This window comes from Streptococcus downei MFe28, from assembly GCF_900459175.1.
Taxonomy (GTDB): Bacteria; Bacillota; Bacilli; order Lactobacillales; family Streptococcaceae; genus Streptococcus; species Streptococcus downei.
This window is the reverse complement of the sequence record NZ_UHFA01000002.1, coordinates 1444762-1461717: the sequence shown is the minus strand read 5'-3', so window position 1 is coordinate 1461717 and position 16956 is coordinate 1444762. Positions and strand designations below refer to the sequence as shown.

Below are 16956 nucleotides of genomic sequence, written 5' to 3'. Positions count from 1 at the left end.
ACCGATAAAGCTGGGCAAACGTAGTATCATATAATGAAGTCTATGCTTCTATTAACGGATAAGAGCGTTAAGTCGTCTTAAGGTAGTTTTCTCATCGCTCTGCAATCGAGCTATTGAAGACCTTACTAGAAGGTCTTTCAGGAAGACAAGTCTTGCTCTTTTTTCTGCTCAGTTTCTCGAGCCTTTTTGGTATAAACTTGATTTCTGATGAGTTTGTAAATGGTGGCGGCTGATGGTACAGCAATCAGGAGGCCTAAGACGCCCCAGAACGAGGCTCCGATGGTGATGGCCAAGATTACCCACATAGGTGGCAGGCCGATGGAATGTCCGACAACGCGGGGATAGATAAGGTTTCCTTCAAATTGTTGGAGAATAATGAGATAGATAACAAAGAAGATAGCCTGAGGAACAGATTGGGTGGCTATTAGAATAGCACCAATGGAAAGGCCAATATAGGGTCCGATAACGGGAATGAGGGCTGTAAAGCCAACCAAGATACCAATGGTACCAGGATAAGGAATCTTAAAAATCAGCATGCCCAATGCACAAAGACTGCCCAGGATGCTGGCTTCTAAGGTCTGTCCCACAAAGAAGCCGTGAAAGCTCTCGTGAGCGACCTTTCGGACATAATGAAACTTCTTTTCATAATGAGGAAGATAGGCATGGACCAGCATATTGCCTTGTCGTCCCAGTTTCTCCTTGCCAGCCAAAACATAAATTGAAAAGACTAGGCTAATAAAGAGGGAAATGAGGCCTGATGCGAGGTTAGTTACCGAAGTCAGGAGGTTGGTAAGAATACCGATAACCGTTGTCGAGATTTGCCGATTATACTGATTCAGGAGGTGGGAGACATTCTTATTCAAATCAATATCGAAATAGCGCATGAATCTCTGGACATTAGAGTCCTTCTGGACATTGTTGACCAGTTTTCCTAAACCTTCGATATCAATGGATACCAAGGCCTTCAGACTATTAATCAAATCCGGCAGAACAATGGAAAAAATCAGGAAAATGACGATGACGAAGGTCAGGTAAGATAGGATTAAGCTAAGGGCTCTCTTACCTGGAATATCCCGACGGAATATCTTTTTCATCAGGTGCTCATAGCCTGACATAACAATATTCACCACATAAGCGAGGCCAGCTCCAGCAACAAAGGGCATACTGGCCTTGTAAATGGTCATGAGGATGGATTGCCCCAAAGACCAATAATTAATTGTGGCATAGATGAGGGCTATCACCAGAAAAAGATAGCCATAGTGTCTTTTTGTTAATTTCATAGTCCCTATTATAGCCCAAAAAGCTGGTTGGCTCAAGGCCTCTTCAGTCTTTGGCCAAAGAAAAGGAGCAAAGTCAAAATCATCAGGTCTAGGCCTTGGATTTTTCTTTCCTCCTTAATTGTAGTGACAAAATGTTATAACGATCGTCCTCGTCCGCGACCATTTGGGATGTTGACTTGGCGGATGAATTTCTGGTCTTTGAAAAGAAACTTCTAACAGTCCTCAGCCAGTCTTATACTCAAACTTGGTCGATATTTCACCAACTTTGTGGAGTTAGTAAGGGAGCTAGGCAATCGCCATGAAGATTGCCGTTTGGGAGTAAGACAGAAGGGCTTTGACAGATGTCAAAACCTTTGTCACCTCCCCCCTTTTTATTTTAAGGTGTCGGCTAAGACAGCCCACCGGACTGTCTTACTACCCCCACAGCAAGGGTGACTAGCTGTCTTGCTGGGGCGCAAAGATAGCCAACACCTACTGCCGACATCAGTCACTTTAGTGACTTGATGTCATTGCTCCTTGCCTCGGATCTTTCGATTTTCATTGAGTATTAGAAAGTAATTTCGGCCAGGTCCGCAAGAGCTCTTTGGACAATTTTTTCGTAGCGCTCCTTCTTATCTCGGATGCGGGGGCTTTCCAATTCCTTGATAATCCCAAAGTTAACATTCATGGGTTGGAAGTGCTTGCTATCTGTATGAGTGATATAGTGGGGCAAGCTTCCGATGGCTGTTGTCTCTGGGAAAATAAGTGGCTCTTGGCCATTGAAGAGACGGGCCGCATTGATGCCAGCCACTAGACCTGAAGCTGCAGATTCGACATAGCCTTCTACCCCTGTCATCTGACCGGCAAAGAAGAGATTGGCCTGTTTTTTAGACTGGAAGGTTGGGGTCAAGAGATTGGGCGAATCCATATAGAAATTACGGTGCATGACACCATAGCGAACAAATTCGGCATTTTCTAGACCTGGAATCATGCGAAAGACTCGCTTTTGCTCGCCCCACTTGAGGTGGGTCTGGAAGCCAACCATATTGTAAAGAGAACCAGCCGCATTGTCCTGACGGAGTTGGACAACAGCATATGGCGTCTTAAAATCGCCGTCACGTGGTCCTTGGTAATCATCAGGATATTCTAGGCCGACAGGTTTCATGGGACCGTAGAGCATGGTCTTGATGCCACGCTTGGCCATGACTTCAATGGGCATACAGCCTTCAAAATATTTTTCCTTTTCAAATGAATTTAGCGGAGCTTCTTCCGCCTCTGTCAGAGCTTTGTGGAAGGCCATAAACTCTTCCTTGGTCATGGGGCAGTTGAGATAGGCTGCTTCTCCCTTGTCGTAACGAGATTTGAGATAAACCTTACTGCGGTCAATCGTTGCGATATCCACAATCGGAGCCGCAGCATCATAGAAATAAAAGCCGTCGCCTCCGTTGAGTTGGTGAATTTTCTCAGCCAAGGCATCGCTGGTTAGAGGACCAGTCGCAATGATGGTAATGGCATCATCTGGGATTTGGGTGATTTCCTCTCTGACCACTTGGATAAGGGGGTGGTTATGAAGTTCATCGGTTACGGCTTGAGCGTAGCCCTCACGGTCAACTGCCATAGCTCCACCAGCAGGCACTCGGTGCTCTTCCCCTTTTCGCATGATGATGGAATCTAGCCGTCGCATTTCCTCCTTGAGTAGGCCAACAGCATTGGTCAGGCTGTCACCACGAAAAGAATTGGAACAGACTAATTCAGCGAAATTTGCTGTCTTATGCTGGGGCGTTGGCTTCACCCCACGCATTTCATAAAGCCTAACAGGAATCCCTTGTTTGGCAATCTGGTAGGCTGCTTCGGAACCAGCCAGACCAGCTCCGATAACATTGATATAAGTTTGAGACATTGCACGCTACCTCTATGAGAAAAAGCGAAAGACCTGCTACCGCTGTGGTAGTTACTTCTTCTCCTTCTCGCAAAACTTTCTAAAATTTTCAACTGTTTTATTATACTGAAAAAGCCCCACTTTAGCCAATTAAATGGTGGGGGCTTTAAGCCAGAGGGAGTTTTCTAAGAAACGTTACTTTTGACCAATGTCGCTTATAAAGGACATTTTGAAAATTTTCCATTATAAGCGACTTCTGCCACCCAAGGATATTTACTTGGTTGAACTTGTAATTAGCAGATAATTGAGACCTACCAAAAGCAAATCGCCCAGGCACCTAGGACACCAATTAAACTAAAAAGGGTTCCGATAAAGTAGAATTCAGCAAAATCATCGTCTCCTTTGATTTTATTTTCCCTGACCAATGCCTTAGCTGCAAGAATCAGGCCAATGGTCTCGAATGCTTTAAATAATAATAGGAATCCGATTGCCAGTCTTTCAATAATACCAAAAGTTTTAGAGCGTTAATTCTTGTGTGAATCACTTTCACCGCCAGGATTGAAAAATATATCAAAGAGATAGTTGATTGGTTTAGAAACCAGAGTTACAAATAAAGCAAAGCGCAGGTAAGGGGACAAATCATTTAATCTCGGGAAGGAGAGACTATTTGCTAAGGTGAGATAGAGACAAATCACCACTAAACTATTGATGAGAATTCTAATTAAATCAATTTGCTTCGATGTTAAGCACCTAGAACCTAAACTAAAAATCCAACTTAGACCTTTCATCTCAATTTTAATAAACTTCTGATAAAAGGTGAAATGTGAGTAAAACTCAAGGATAAGAAAGGCTATCAGAGCCGTTGTTAATATTGGATTTTCAGACAAATAAGTAGAAATTTTAAACAAAATGGAATTTTCCCTTCAACGAGTTTTGCAACAATAACTTTTAAAAATTCTAACAAAAACTCCCCCAAATTTCTACGCTTGTTGCTTCGTAGAATTGGGGGAGGTTATACTAGTACTTATTTGGGAGATTCAAGTGAGTATCGGTACTAGTGGTTTAACTAGGTTGATTAATCTTTGTAGAGGCTATCACCGTTCGTCGCGATAACTTCCTTACACCAATTGAAGGATTTCTTCATGCCCATTGTCCCGAACTTGGACAACATTGTTATTATAGACACGCTCAATTTTCATGCCAACCTCTTCATTCTTTTGATAGTCTTATTCTATCAGAAAAACCTAAAATTAGTAATAGCACCAAAAATGTGCCGATTGCAGGTTGGCAAACCGATAATAAAAAACTGCCCTCTGATTGGACAGTTTAGATGAGAAAGAGATATTTACATAACTATAATTTTGGCTGACTAATTTATTTCCGCCGAAGAGCTTCTTTTAGAAAGACTAAGGGTTCTCACGAAAGGATAGGTGCCTGTGCCGGGACCGAGACCGATAGCAAGTTTCTAAGTCTTATAAGCTTACCCTTGCCACAGTGCAAATTGAGCTTATGTTCCAGTGTTATGACTGGGGGTTCCTGCAATAATCGCAAGCCATTGACCTAAAAACCACAAGACTTATCATAGTCATGATCAATAACAGCCACATGGTGGCTAGCCCCTTCTCCTGCCTTCTTTTTTAGGCCTGACTCTGGGCTGTTTGTATCTTGTAGTAGACGCCTTGAGCATGCATGAGTTCTTGATGGTTCCCATGTTCGACGATGTTACCATCAACCATGACCAGGATAATATCAGCGTTTTGAATGGTTGACAGCCGATGGGCGATGATGAAACTGGTCCGTCCTTGCATGAGCTTTTCAAAGGAATCCTGAATCAGGCTTTCAGTCCTAGTATCAATAGAGGAAGTCGCTTCATCCAAAATCAAGATTTTAGGCACGGCGACAAAGATTCGAGCAATGGTCAAAAGTTGCCGTTGACCTTGCGATAGGGAAGCTCCTGCATCGGCCAGATAGGTATCATAGCCATCAGGTAATTGCTTGATGAAGAAATCTGCATTGGCAGCCTTAGCAGCTTCTATGACCAATTCCCGGGTGGCATTTGGGTGACCAAAGGCGATATTGTCGTGGATGGTCGCTTCCTGCAACCAGGTGTCTTGGAGGACCATACCAATTTGCCTGCGCAGACTTTCGCGTGTGTAGTCGGTCGTCGGATGGCCATCCAAGAGGATTTGGCCAGAATTGACCTCGTAGAAACGCATGAGGAGGTTGATCAGGGTAGATTTCCCTGCACCTGTAGGACCAACAATAGCTACTCGACTAGCAGCCAGTATGTCAATACTAAGGTCCTTGATTAAGGTTTTGTAGGGGGTGTAGCCAAAATTGACATGGTCAAAGGTCAAGCGCCCTTTTACCTGTTGGCTAGTCAAGACTTCTTGACCTGTTTCTTCCAAGCTATCTTGATCTAGCACCTGGTAAAGGCGTTGGGTACAGGCCAGGGCTCCTTGTAGTTCTGCTAGGACTGAAGAGATATCATTGAAGGGCTTAGTGTACTGAGTGACATAGTTGAGAAAGGTAGTCAGCTGACCAATGGTAAAGGCACCATTCATAATTCGAAGAGCCCCTACTGCTGCCAAGAGAGCATAGATAAGGGCGTTAATAAAGCGGGTGGCAGGATTAACAGTTGACGAATAGAAAATAGCGCTTTGAGAATAATCGGCATAGGTTTCATTAACCTCAATGAAATTCTCAATAAACTCATCTTGTGCATTGAAGCTGTGAATCAGGCTTTCCTGATTAAGACTTTCCTCAATCAGCTGGGTTTGGTGGCCCCGTGATTGGGTCTGCTTTTGAAAGAGGGTAAAGGACTTGCGAGCGATAAAACGAGCCAAAAAGAGAGATAAAGGCGTCAAGAGCAAGACTAAGAGCATCATAATCCAGTCAATCTTAGCCATGGTAACCAGAACCACCAGAATGGTTAGAAGGCCAACAAAGAATTGGTTGAAGACCATGAGCAAGCCATTGTTGAGCTGCTCAACATCAGTGGTCACCCGACTGACCATATCACCGACTGATTGGCTAAGGGCTGAAATCGGTAGCTCGTGGACCTTATCAATCACCCTCTGGCGGAGATCTTGACTAAAGCTAAAGACTAGCTTGTTATAGATCAGAGGATTGAGGTACTGAATCAAAGTATTGCTAGCAATGACCAAGAGCATCTTGAAAATAATTCCCCAGATGAGTTGACGATTATTGGGGACCAAGACAGCATCAACAGCATTCCCAATCAGAATTGGCAAATAGATAGTCAGAGCCACCTGTAGGCAAATACCAAGAAGAGCCAAAGCAAGCAGGAACTTTTGCTTGGCGAAGTCTCGGACCAAACGTTTTAATGGTGATGATTTCATGCTTGGTCCTCCTTGTGTTGCGAATAATGGATATCTTGGTAGGTTGGGCAATCAGCCAAGAGGCTTTGGTGACTGCCAAGACCGACTTGATTTCCCTTGTCCAAGACTAAAATCTTATCAGCCGACTTAAGGCTATTGGTCCGTTGCGAAATTAGAATTAGGCTGATTTTGAGCTCAGATTTGATGGCCTTAAGCAACTTGCTTTCGGTCAGATAATCCAGGGCTGATGTCGAGTCATCCAAAATCAGGATAGGAGCCTGTTTGAGGACGGCTCTGGCGATGGTCAAACGTTGCCGTTGACCGCCAGAGAAGTTACGGCCGAATTCCTTAACCTCGGAATCCAGCCCCTGCTCCTTCTCCTTGACGAAATCGCTGGCTTGAGCGATGTCCAGGGCCCACCAAAGCCGGTCATCAGAAACTTGACTACTATCCATGCCCAAGGTCAAATTAGAGCGGATAGTCCCTTGAAAAAGCTCGGCCTTTTGCGGAACCAGACCGACCCATTCCCGCCATTGAGCTAGGTTGGCTGGGCTTTGGCCTTCTTCAAAAATAGCTAACTGGCCTTCCTGAGCACGATAGAGGCTCAGGATAAGCTGAACCAGGGTCGATTTCCCAGAACCAGTACCGCCGATAACCCCCAGAGTCTGGCCTTGATCCAGGCTCAGAGAAATATCATTAAGAGAGGGTCTGGCCGCTGTCGGATAGGTAAAGGTCATGTCGGAAATGGTCAAGACTTCTTTCTTATCAGCCTTTAGTAGGTCAATACTATCGTTAAGATTTTCCTGCTTTTGCTCGAAAACTTCCTGAACCCGGCGGGCACTGATGAAGCTCTGGTTGAGATTGGTGACCATCATGGCCAATTTGAGCAATTCGGCCAGAATATTGAGCAGATAATTGACCAGGGCAATCAGAGACCCCTGGGTCAGAAGGTTATCACCAATGGCCAGATTCCCCTGCCAGATGACCACGACCAGCGTCCCATTGACAATCAGAAAGGTCAACGGACTGACCAAACTGGATAGAAAGCCTGTCCGAATTTGGGCTTTGGTGTAGCTCTGATTGAGATCTGCAAACTCCTGCTTGACCCGCTCAATCTGACCAAAGGCTCGGATGACCTGCATCCCTTCCAACTGCTCACGGATCTTGCTAACCAGCTTATCGGTCAATTTGCGGATGACCAGATAGAGAGGATTGACCAGACGAGACATGATATAGATCAAGAGAAAAAGGAGGACCACCATGATGGCAAACCAGATGGTAATCTTGGGACTAAGCAGGTAGGCCATAATGACTGAGCCAAAGACAATGATAGGTGCTCGCAAAAAGAGCCTCAGAAATTGGTTAATCCCCGTCTGAATCTGGTAGGTATCGCTGGAAAGACGAGTGACCAAGCTAGCTGTCGTTAGGCAATCCCGACTCTCCTTGGGGAGCTTCATAATTTTCTTATAAAGGTCCTTGGTCAATTGCTTGGTGTAGCCTACTGCTGCTTTGGATGAATAATATTGAGCTGTAATAGAGACCAGAACCCCAAAAATAGCAAGGCAGACCAAAAGGCCTATCATCATAAGGAGGTGAGTAGTGTCCTTATGAGGAATGGCCTTGTCGACTATCCTAGCTATAATAATTGGAACCAGCAATTCAAGGCTGGCTTCTAAAAGTTTAAAAAGAGGGCCTAGGAAGGTTTGCTTGATATAGCCTCGGAAATATTTTAGTAAATCTTTCATCTTAAATCTTTTCTATGATGCGAATCAGGAAGAGGCTGAATTGGACCTGCTTGGCGTAATAGTGGTTACCCCCATTAACATAGAGCTTCCCGCCCCCATAAAGAATGGAAACTGGGTTGATATGATAATAGGTCTTGCCAGTCTTGTTGCCCAGGCTAGGGGCGACCACGTTTTTAGAATAGGCCTTGGCCAGCTGAATGGTATTCTTGCCACCGTGGTCAGCTACGTAGTCAATATAATTGGCACCGAAATTATAGGCCTGGATAGCCGTCCAAGAATCGGTTTTGGCTGCTTGGGCCTTTTCCAAATTCTCAGCTAGGACCTTGGTGCCCTGCTTGATGCTTTCCTTATTATCCTTGATGGACTTGGTGTTGCCAGTCGAACTTTCGCTGGACTGCATGACATCGTCATCCTTCCCCTTGGTTTCGGTGTAAATAACGGCCAGGACCAAATCCTCATTGGTGTTGTTATCATCTTCAGCCAAGACCTGCTCGACCAGAGGTCTGTAGGCCAGCACTCGCTTTACCGACTGGTAAAGGGTGACCCCCTTGTATATCAGCAATAAGGCGATAATCACAAAGATGATGCGTCTAATTTTTTTAAACATACTATTTGTTTTGAATATCCTCGACATTTTTGATTAGAATGGAATAGGTGCCATCATTATTTTGGATAAATTCAACCGATTCCGCATCCTGGTAGATCCCATTGGGGACAATCAGCTCAATCCCATTAGAGAGTGAGAGTTTCTGGCTCTTCAGCTTCTTGGTCTGTCTGGAAACATCCACATCGGCTACTGCAACCGGCTCAGGCATAACCTCCTTGAGCTGATCCACAAAGGTCAGGCGGGCCGTTAGATTATCATCAAAGAGTTGGTCAGCCAACTTTTCTGGAGATAGCTCCTGCTCCTCCTCTAAATTCTTGAAAATGGCTGATTTCATCTTGGATTGGAAATTAAAATCATCCTTATTGTAACTATCGGCCACCTGCTGGGCGGTTTTTTCCACTTGCTTAATGGATTTATTGACCGATTGTTGGGGCTGGACCTTGAGCAGATTTTCCGAGAAATAATTAGCGAAGCTACCATTGTGCTTAATTCGCTTTTCAATCAGGTAATACTGCATGGTCTGGCGATTGATAACCAGGGCCTCGTCTGGTGTTTGAGCAGCCGAAGGAAGATTATTCTGGGTAAGCTTGAGCGGCTGCTCATCATCACCCAAAATGTGGGCCAGATTTTCCTTGAGAGCAACCCGTAGGAAAGCAAAATACTCCTGGCCTTCCTTATCGAATTGGATAAAAATCAGGTCGTTGGTCTTTTGATCCTCGCTGATGACGAACTCTTCCTTCCAGAGCTGGGCAATCTTGCGCGTCGATTCCAGCAAATCATCTCCTAAATTGGCTATGAAGTCATTTTCAGGCTCAAAAAGACCTCGCTTGGCATCGGCCGTAAAGACCTTGCTCAATTTTTTGCGAAAATAGTCGTCCAGACTCGGTGTCAAGGTCAGGGGCTTATCAGCGAAGGCAATTTCGGTATCGTCGGGGCTGAATTGATGAATAATAATTTTCTTTAAATATAAATCTAGCATCTTAATAAAGTGGGAAAGAGTCGGTTAGGGTCTTAACATCTTGGCGAATACGCTCCAGAGCAGCCTCGTCCTCATGATTTTCAAGAGCTTCAATCATGAGCTCAGCAATCTTGGTGCTTTCAGCTACTCCCATACCCCGACTGGTGATGGCAGGGCTACCAATCCTAATACCGGAAGTCTTAAATGGGGACAGGGTTTCAAAAGGAATGCTGTTCTTATTGAGGGTAATATTGACCCCTTCCAAGATATTTTGGGCCAATTTTCCATTTTCCACAACCTTGGTCACATCAACCAAGAAGACATGGTTGTCGGTTCCGCCAGAAATGACATGGAAGTCAGGGTGCTGGCTAAAGACGTCAGCCATGGCCTTGGCATTCTTGATGACGTTTTGACCATAGTCCTTAAAAGCAGGATCCAAGGCTTCCTTGAGGGCAACTGCCTTGGCAGCAATGACATGCTCCAAGGGACCACCTTGCAAACCAGGAAAGACAGCCGAATTAATCTTCTTAGCGATAGCCTCGTCATTGGTCAAAATCAGGCCACCACGGGGACCACGCAGGGTCTTGTGGGTGGTTGTCGTCGTTACATGAGCATAAGGGACTGGACTTGGGTGGAGACCAGCAGCGACCAGACCAGCAATGTGGGCCATATCCACCATGAGATAGGCACCAACTGCATCGGCAATCTCACGGAACTTGGCGAAATCAATCGTGCGAGAATAGGCAGATGCCCCTGCAACAATCAATTTAGGCTGGGCTTGGACCGCTAGCTCCCTGATTTGTTCGTAGTCCAATTCTTCGGTGTCCTTGTTGACATTGTAGGCCACAAAGTTATAGGTTTTACCTGAAAATGAGACTGGCGAACCGTGGGTCAGGTGACCACCAGCCGACAAATCCATTCCCATAACGGTATCGCCAGGCTCAATCAGAGCCATATAGGCTGCGGCATTGGCTTGAGAGCCTGAGTGGGGTTGGACATTGGCAAATTGAGCGCCAAAGAGTTCCTTAGACCTCTCAATAGCTAGGTTTTCAACCACATCAACGATGTCGGTCCCGCCATAGTAGCGCTTGGCAGGGTAGCCTTCGGCATATTTGTTGGTCAAAACAGAGCCTTGAGCCGCCATCACAGCCTTAGAGACCACATTTTCTGAAGCAATCAACTCGATGTTGTTCTGCTGGCGGTCTTCTTCTTTAGCAATAGCCTGCCAGAGCTCTGGGTCAAAGGCCTTGTAATCTTCCTTGTCAAAAATCATAACATTACCTCACGAATTTCATAAAGCGTTTTTGGGAGTGAGACAGAAATCAGTTGATTTCCTTGCCCCCCCTCACAGCGTTTGCTAGCTTGGTTGCAATCCCAGAAAAATTCGAGGAATAAAAACAACCAGACAGAGTTTTAGGGAAAGTTTTCTCTATCAAAATCCATCAATTGACTTCATAGATTTGATAAAGCGTTTCTGGAGTTTGTCTCCATTGTATCCAATTTTTCCATAAAAAGCATGGGCAGACTTGCGTTGAGCACCTGAATTGAGACGAATAAAACTGTAAGAATGCTTCTTAGCCTCCTCTTCCAATCCCTTCATCAGTTTTTTACCAATTCCTTGATTTTGCCAGTCTGACAAAACTGCAAGTCCCAGGACGTTCAAACCAGTTTCAGCATAGAGAGTATCGAAAACCTCGGCGTGGACGTAGCCTAGCAAACGACCACTGCCTGGATCCTCAAGACCTAGGAGGATATGGTGGGCATCGCCTAAAAGCTTCTCTAGCTGTTGCTGGGTTCGGTCTAAGGGAAATTGATAGCCCAAAGACAGCTTATTGATAACTTGAAGGGCCTCGGCATCTGAAATTACTAATGGCCTTAACATCTGCAAGCCTCCTAGACTAGTACTTCAATTCAGGGACCACCTCGAGCAAGTCTTCTTTACTGATAGCCCCTTGGCGGAGAATTTTAGGCTTGGTTCCAGATAAATCTAATATAGTCGAATCCAGACCCTGAATAGCCCCATCATCAGCCAGTCCAGTAACTTTCTGGTCAAAATCAGCCATAATATTAGCAAAAACCTTGCCAGAGGCTTGTCCAGAAATATTGGCCGAAGGACCGACCAAGGGACCAAACTGGGCAATTAACTCCTGAGTGACAGGGTGCTGGGGCAGGCGAAAACCGACGCTATCTAGGCCAGCATTGACCCAACCAGGGACCTTGTCGTTAGCCTTAAGAATAATGGTCAGAGGACCGGGAAAAAATGCCTGATAGAGCTTTTCCAGATAGCTGGGTTGGTCTTGGCTGTAGTCCAGAATATCCTGGTAGCTGGCCACATTGAGGTTCATGGCCTTGTCTGCCGGCCGCCCCTTGAGGGCATAAACCTTTTTAACCGCAGACTCATCTAGGGCCTTGGCAAAGAGACCATAGACCGTCTCGGTCGGTAGGACCACCGCACCACCCTCAGCTAAGGTCGCCTTGAGGGCCTCTAAATCAGCCATTATCGACCACCACCATTCTGTCTTGACCAAATTGGTCAGGCAAAACTCGGACCCGTTTATCTGGAAAGGCCTCTCGGAAAAGTTGAGAAACAATCTGGCCTTGTTTGTAACCAATTTCCAAATAAATCTTGCCATCAGCTTTGAGGTGTTTACCCGCTTGTTGCGCAAGTTTGCGGTAGATAGCCAGTCCCTCTTCATCTGCAAAAAGGGCTAGATGAGGCTCAGAAGTCAAGACATTGAGGCCAACTTCGGCTTTATCCGCCTCTGAAATATAGGGCGGATTGCTGACGATAATATCATAGCTGACCGAAAGCTGGCTAAAGAGGTCGGACTGGCAAAAATCTACAGCAATCTGATTAGCCTGAGCATTTTCCTTAGCCAAATCCAAGGCCTCTTGAGAAATGTCGGAGGCCACAATCCGCCAAGTGGGGCGCTCATGGGCCAAGGCTAGGGCAATAGCTCCACTACCTGTCCCGATGTCCAGTAAATCAAGTTGTTCGTCAGCATTTTCAGCCAAAATCAAATCGACCAATTCTGCCGTCTCAGGTCTTGGAATCAGGATGCGTTTGTCAACTTTGAGCTTTAAATCATGAAAGGTCTCGTAGCCTAGAATATACTGGGCAGGCTCATGAGCCAGGAGGCGCTGGGCTATCCTAGCCAATAGCGCTTGGTCTTCCTCTGATACTTCTTGTCTCAGGAGGAGGACAAATCCTGTCATATCTAGCCCCTTGAGATTTCTAAAGGTGAAGGTAAGGCTTTCGGGCTCCTCGCCCACCTTCTCGAGCTCCCATTCGTATTGTAGAAAAAGCTGGGCATAGGTCATTGCGCTAGCTCTTCCAATTTCTTGGTTTGGTCATAAAGAACTAGAGCATCAATGACTTCGTCCATTTTGCCAGAGAGGATGGTATCCAGCTTTTGCAGGGTGAGGCCGATGCGGTGGTCGGTCACCCGATTTTGTGGGAAGTTGTAAGTGCGAATCCGCTCAGAACGGTCACCCGTCCCGATGGTGGATTTCCGCTCAGCATCCTGCTCGTCTTGAGCAATCTGTGCGAAGTGGTCAGCTACCCGAGCCCGGATAATCTTCATGGCCTTATCACGGTTCTTCTGCTGGGTCCGCTCTTCCTGCATTTCAACCTTGATACCGGTTGGAATATGGACCATTCGGACCGCTGTCGCTACCTTATTGACGTTCTGTCCACCAGCACCGGAGGCGTGGTAGATGTCGACTCGCAAGTCTTTAGGGTCAATGTCGTACTCCACTTCTTCCACTTCTGGCATGACCAGAACCGTAGCGGTTGAGGTGTGGACCCGTCCCTGACTTTCGGTGACAGGAACCCGTTGCACACGGTGAGCACCCGATTCATACTTGAGCTTGGAATAAACGGATTGACCAGATACCATAGCGACGACTTCTTTAATGCCGCCAACTCCATTGTAGGAGGCTTCCATGACTTCGAAACGCCAGCCCTGACTTTCGGCATACTTCTGGTACATATTGAGCAGGTCGCCGGCAAATAGGGCGGCTTCATCACCACCAGCAGCCCCGCGGATTTCGAGGATGATATTCTTATCGTCGTTTGGATCCTTAGGCAGAAGCAAGATTTTCATCTTTTCTTCGTAGTCTTCCTTGGCTATCTTAGAGTCCTTGAGTTCTTCCTTAGCCATCTCTTCCAATTCGGGGTCGCCTCCGGCCTCTTTAATCATCTCTTCTGCATCAGAGATGGCTTGCAGGATCTGCTTGTACTCCCGATAAACAGTCACAGTTTCGCGGCTTGAGGCTTCTTCTCGTGAGAGCTGCATAAAGCGTTTTGTATCAGAGACCACATCAGGGTCACTGAGCAATTCGCCCAACTCCTCGTAGCGGTCCTCCACCGCCTGTAATTGATCATAGATATTCATTCGTCCTGATTCTTCTCACTTTCTAGTTGCGGATGATAATAATGCTTGCGACAGACAGAGACATAGGTCTCGTTACCACCGATTTGGACCTGCTGGCCCTCGTAAACAGGCTGGCCGTCTTTCATGCGTAAGACCATGGTGGCCTTCTTGCTACAGTATTGGCAGATGGTCTTGATTTCTTCGATTTTATCCGCCAGGAGCAAGAGCTCTCTGGACCCTTCAAAAAGGTGATTGCGGAAATCGTTTTTAAGACCAAAGGCCATGACAGGGACATCCAGTTCATCAACTACTCTGGCTAAATCAAAAACATTATCCTTGGTCAGAAATTGACATTCATCCACCAAAACGCAAAATGGCTTGTCTGGCAAATTTTCAATATAACCAAAAATGTCGGTATCGCTAGAAATCGGCTTAGCCTGACGCTTGAGGCCAATCCGACTGGAAACCCAGCCGATGCCATCCCGAGTATCCAGAGCCGAGGTCAGGAGAACGACCGGCTTGCCCTGCTCCTCATAGTTGTAAGCAACCTTGAGAATCTCAATGGATTTCCCCGAATTCATAGTCCCATAGCGATAGTATAACTGTGCCAAAATCTTCATCCTGTCTAAAACGTTAATGGTACTATTTTACCATAAAATGCCAGCCATTGGCAGGGGCTAATAATCAAGAAAACTCTTACATAATAAAGCAAAATCATGTTTTGTTCCCAGGAGCTTGCGGCTCCTAGACTTTGCTTGGCAAAACTAAGTTGAGTGCACTAAACTTAGTTAAAAACCATGGTCAAGAGTTATTCGAGACTAATCCTCACCCTAGCTCAAACTGCTTTGATAGCACTACACTCGCCCTCGTCCAAACCAAGTCGTCTTGGTAAAATTAATAAGAACCTGACCCGATGGCTAAGTTCCTAATCGAATATTTAATGCTAACTTTTATAGCTAAGTCAATAGTTTTACTCTCAAGTTAAGTCAAAAGTTGCTCCAAATAAAAAACTCTCTTCAAAACTGGCTCCCCGAGCAAAATAGATTTTGCCAAATTCAAGGATAAGAATATGAAATTGCTGAGCTTCTGATAGGCTAAATCCTTCTAGCTCAACCGCTTGATGTAGGCTGGAATAGTCAGAAAACTCTTTCCTTGTGAGACTTGAAAATAGTTTCTGAGCATATTTGTCAGCGATAAAGACCAGTTGGTCAAATACATAGAGCAAAAGGACATCGGCGGTCTCCTGACCGATGCCAAAGAGACCCAATAGTTCATCTCTTAGATTCTTGCCGTAGTTATCTTCAATCTCCCCGTAATTGTAAGCATGCTGGTCTAGCCAGCTAAATACCTTAAGAATAGATTTGCTTTTATTTTTGTAAAATCCTGTGGGACGAATTAAATCCTGTAAGGTCTCCGGCTCCAAATCAAGAATCTTCTTGAAATCTCCATCAAGGACTTGTCGTAAATTATTAATGGAAAGAAGGACATTTTCCCAGCGGGTATTTTGCACCAAAATGGCACCGAGTATGATTTCTTCGGGGCTTTCTGCCGGCCAGTTACCCTGATCTCCCAGATTTTTCAATAAATCTTGGTAGAGCTGCTTCAATACATCTTGTTTCATGGCTTTATTGTAGCACAAAACAAATTAAATAATTACTCAGCTTAGGGTAACTTTGGTAATTACCTTGGATAAATATTTCTAGGGATTTGAACATTAGTCAAAAGTCAAGACAGTTTTTCCTTTTGAATGGCCGTTAGCAACCTTATCCAAGGCTTGGTTGACATCAGCGAATTTATAAACCCTATCAATAGATGGTTTAATCTGAAGTTCGCTAAAAATGTCTGCAACTTCTTGCAGCTGCCGGCCATTAGCTTCTACAAAGACGAAATGAAAACCAACGCCGTATTTTTTAGCTAGCTTATCAAATTTACGACCAGCGAGACCCATGGCGATTTGTTTCCATTTGGGAAGCTTCATCCGTTTAGCGAAGCTGCCGTTTGGCATAGCACGTAGGGAAACTAGTTGTCCACCTTCTTTCATGATGGAAAATTGCTTCTTGATCTCAGAGCCACCCAAGGTATCCAAGACATAGTCAACTTGACTAAGGGTCTGACTGTAGTCTTCTGTTTTGTAGTCAATGAAACGGTCCACTCCCAGCTTTAAAACACGCTCTTTGTTGCCGATACTGCCATTAGTAACAACAATCAAGCCTTTGGCCTTAGCGAGAGGAATAGCCATCGCACCAAGGCTACCAGTACCTCCTGAGATAAAGAGAGTTTTTCCTTCTTTAGCCTCCATAAGCTCCAGAGACTGCATAATGGTCAGTGAAGTCAATGGGACGCCTGCCGCCTTGATATCTGTCAAATAGTCAGGTACCAAAGCTAGAGCATGGTAGTCTACAGCAAGATATTCAGCGAAAGCAACCAATACGGTCAAGTGGCAGTCGGGCAAAAACACAGTCGCCTGCTTGGAATCCCGTCACTTAGCTACCGACTTTCTCAACAATTCCGACAAACTCATTACCAGCAATTTGAGGTAGTTTGTAAGGAACGATAATTTTAACCTCTCCACGAGAAATTATATTATCCAAAGGATTGACCCCTGCTGCCCTTGCCTTGATCAGGACATCATCGGGGCCAATTTGCGGTATGGGTATTTCTGTCATCTCGAGATTGATATTATTTTTGTTATACTGACTTACTAGTGCTGCTTTCATAGGTAATTTCTTTCTCCTTATCTTCGGGTTAGCAATTTTTATGTAATGGCACGTATTTCTTTAATCAAGCCTGC

At 45.3% G+C, this 16956-nt stretch carries 14 protein-coding genes and 1 pseudogene; all 15 read right to left on the bottom strand.

All coding sequences use genetic code 11. The features are described 5' to 3' along the window. Positions 1-137: 137 nt before the first annotated feature. The 15 genes and pseudogenes from DYE66_RS07030 to DYE66_RS06955 all read right to left on the bottom strand — a co-directional run bounded on the left by DYE66_RS07030 (position 138) and on the right by DYE66_RS06955 (position 16882). A complete protein-coding gene (locus DYE66_RS07030; RefSeq protein ID WP_044123768.1) occupies positions 138-1280 on the bottom strand; it encodes an AI-2E family transporter in 1143 nt (380 codons plus the stop codon). A 547-nt stretch (positions 1281-1827) separates the two neighbouring features. Beyond that, on the bottom strand, positions 1828-3159 hold the full coding sequence (gene trmFO / locus DYE66_RS07025) for a methylenetetrahydrofolate--tRNA-(uracil(54)-C(5))-methyltransferase (FADH(2)-oxidizing) TrmFO (protein ID WP_002998386.1): 1332 nt from the start codon (positions 3157-3159) through the stop codon (positions 1828-1830). A gap of 1097 nt (positions 3160-4256) precedes the next feature. Further along, the gene (locus DYE66_RS11205; RefSeq protein ID WP_115325054.1) at positions 4257-4337 is read right to left on the bottom strand and encodes a CAT RNA binding domain-containing protein; all 81 of its coding nucleotides are present in this window, start codon (positions 4335-4337) and stop codon (positions 4257-4259) included. A 438-nt stretch (positions 4338-4775) separates the two neighbouring features. After that, positions 4776-6500 carry an ABC transporter ATP-binding protein gene (locus DYE66_RS07010; protein WP_115325053.1) on the bottom strand — a complete coding sequence of 575 codons (1725 nt, stop codon included), beginning with the start codon at positions 6498-6500 and terminating at the stop codon, positions 4776-4778. After that, positions 6497-8224, bottom strand: a complete 1728-nt coding sequence (locus DYE66_RS07005) for an ABC transporter ATP-binding protein (RefSeq protein ID WP_002998008.1) — start codon at positions 8222-8224, stop codon at positions 6497-6499. The genes DYE66_RS07010 and DYE66_RS07005 overlap by 4 nt, the downstream gene beginning before the upstream one ends. A gap of 1 nt (position 8225) precedes the next feature. Next, positions 8226-8831, bottom strand: a complete 606-nt coding sequence (locus DYE66_RS07000) for a lysozyme family protein (protein WP_002998120.1) — start codon at positions 8829-8831, stop codon at positions 8226-8228. A 1-nt stretch (position 8832) separates the two neighbouring features. Next, positions 8833-9810 (bottom strand): nucleoid-associated protein, encoded by a 978-nt coding sequence (locus DYE66_RS06995; RefSeq protein ID WP_115325052.1) that lies wholly within the window; start codon positions 9808-9810, stop codon positions 8833-8835. A gap of 1 nt (position 9811) precedes the next feature. Then, positions 9812-11062: a serine hydroxymethyltransferase gene (gene glyA / locus DYE66_RS06990; protein WP_002998209.1), complete on the bottom strand. Its 1251-nt coding sequence runs from the start codon at positions 11060-11062 to the stop codon at positions 9812-9814. Positions 11063-11221: 159 nt separating this feature from the next. Continuing rightward, a complete protein-coding gene (locus DYE66_RS06985) occupies positions 11222-11671 on the bottom strand; it encodes a GNAT family N-acetyltransferase (RefSeq protein ID WP_002998250.1) in 450 nt (149 codons plus the stop codon). Between the two features lie 16 nt (positions 11672-11687). Continuing rightward, positions 11688-12287, bottom strand: a complete 600-nt coding sequence (locus DYE66_RS06980) for an L-threonylcarbamoyladenylate synthase (protein WP_002998341.1) — start codon at positions 12285-12287, stop codon at positions 11688-11690. Further along, positions 12280-13110: a peptide chain release factor N(5)-glutamine methyltransferase gene (prmC, locus tag DYE66_RS06975; RefSeq protein WP_002997804.1), complete on the bottom strand. Its 831-nt coding sequence runs from the start codon at positions 13108-13110 to the stop codon at positions 12280-12282. The genes DYE66_RS06980 and prmC overlap by 8 nt, the downstream gene beginning before the upstream one ends. Beyond that, positions 13107-14186, bottom strand: a complete 1080-nt coding sequence (prfA, locus tag DYE66_RS06970) for a peptide chain release factor 1 (RefSeq protein WP_002998141.1) — start codon at positions 14184-14186, stop codon at positions 13107-13109. Before prfA ends, prmC begins: the two co-directional genes overlap by 4 nt. Further along, entirely contained in the window at positions 14183-14776 is a 594-nt protein-coding gene (locus DYE66_RS06965) for a thymidine kinase (protein WP_115325193.1), read from the bottom strand. Before DYE66_RS06965 ends, prfA begins: the two co-directional genes overlap by 4 nt. A gap of 365 nt (positions 14777-15141) precedes the next feature. After that, positions 15142-15786, bottom strand: coding sequence for an endonuclease III domain-containing protein (locus DYE66_RS06960; RefSeq protein WP_019770227.1), 645 nt, complete (start codon positions 15784-15786; stop codon positions 15142-15144). Positions 15787-15879: 93 nt separating this feature from the next. Continuing rightward, a pseudogene (locus DYE66_RS06955) lies at positions 15880-16882 on the bottom strand (NADP-dependent oxidoreductase). Positions 16883-16956: the final 74 nt, after the last annotated feature.

What these genes read in the sequence shown, in the direction of transcription:
- DYE66_RS07030 (WP_044123768.1), bottom strand. Translation starts at nt 1,280, where the DNA reads ATGAAATTAACAAAAAGACACTATGGCTATCTTTTTCTGGTGATAGCC.
- trmFO (WP_002998386.1), bottom strand. Translation starts at nt 3,159, where the DNA reads ATGTCTCAAACTTATATCAATGTTATCGGAGCTGGTCTGGCTGGTTCC.
- DYE66_RS11205 (WP_115325054.1), bottom strand. Translation starts at nt 4,337, where the DNA reads ATGAAAATTGAGCGTGTCTATAATAACAATGTTGTCCAAGTTCGGGAC.
- DYE66_RS07010 (WP_115325053.1), bottom strand. Translation starts at nt 6,500, where the DNA reads ATGAAATCATCACCATTAAAACGTTTGGTCCGAGACTTCGCCAAGCAA.
- DYE66_RS07005 (WP_002998008.1), bottom strand. Translation starts at nt 8,224, where the DNA reads ATGAAAGATTTACTAAAATATTTCCGAGGCTATATCAAGCAAACCTTC.
- DYE66_RS07000 (WP_002998120.1), bottom strand. Translation starts at nt 8,831, where the DNA reads ATGTTTAAAAAAATTAGACGCATCATCTTTGTGATTATCGCCTTATTG.
- DYE66_RS06995 (WP_115325052.1), bottom strand. Translation starts at nt 9,810, where the DNA reads ATGCTAGATTTATATTTAAAGAAAATTATTATTCATCAATTCAGCCCC.
- glyA (WP_002998209.1), bottom strand. Translation starts at nt 11,062, where the DNA reads ATGATTTTTGACAAGGAAGATTACAAGGCCTTTGACCCAGAGCTCTGG.
- DYE66_RS06985 (WP_002998250.1), bottom strand. Translation starts at nt 11,671, where the DNA reads ATGTTAAGGCCATTAGTAATTTCAGATGCCGAGGCCCTTCAAGTTATC.
- DYE66_RS06980 (WP_002998341.1), bottom strand. Translation starts at nt 12,287, where the DNA reads ATGGCTGATTTAGAGGCCCTCAAGGCGACCTTAGCTGAGGGTGGTGCG.
- prmC (WP_002997804.1), bottom strand. Translation starts at nt 13,110, where the DNA reads ATGACCTATGCCCAGCTTTTTCTACAATACGAATGGGAGCTCGAGAAG.
- prfA (WP_002998141.1), bottom strand. Translation starts at nt 14,186, where the DNA reads ATGAATATCTATGATCAATTACAGGCGGTGGAGGACCGCTACGAGGAG.
- DYE66_RS06960 (WP_019770227.1), bottom strand. Translation starts at nt 15,786, where the DNA reads ATGAAACAAGATGTATTGAAGCAGCTCTACCAAGATTTATTGAAAAAT.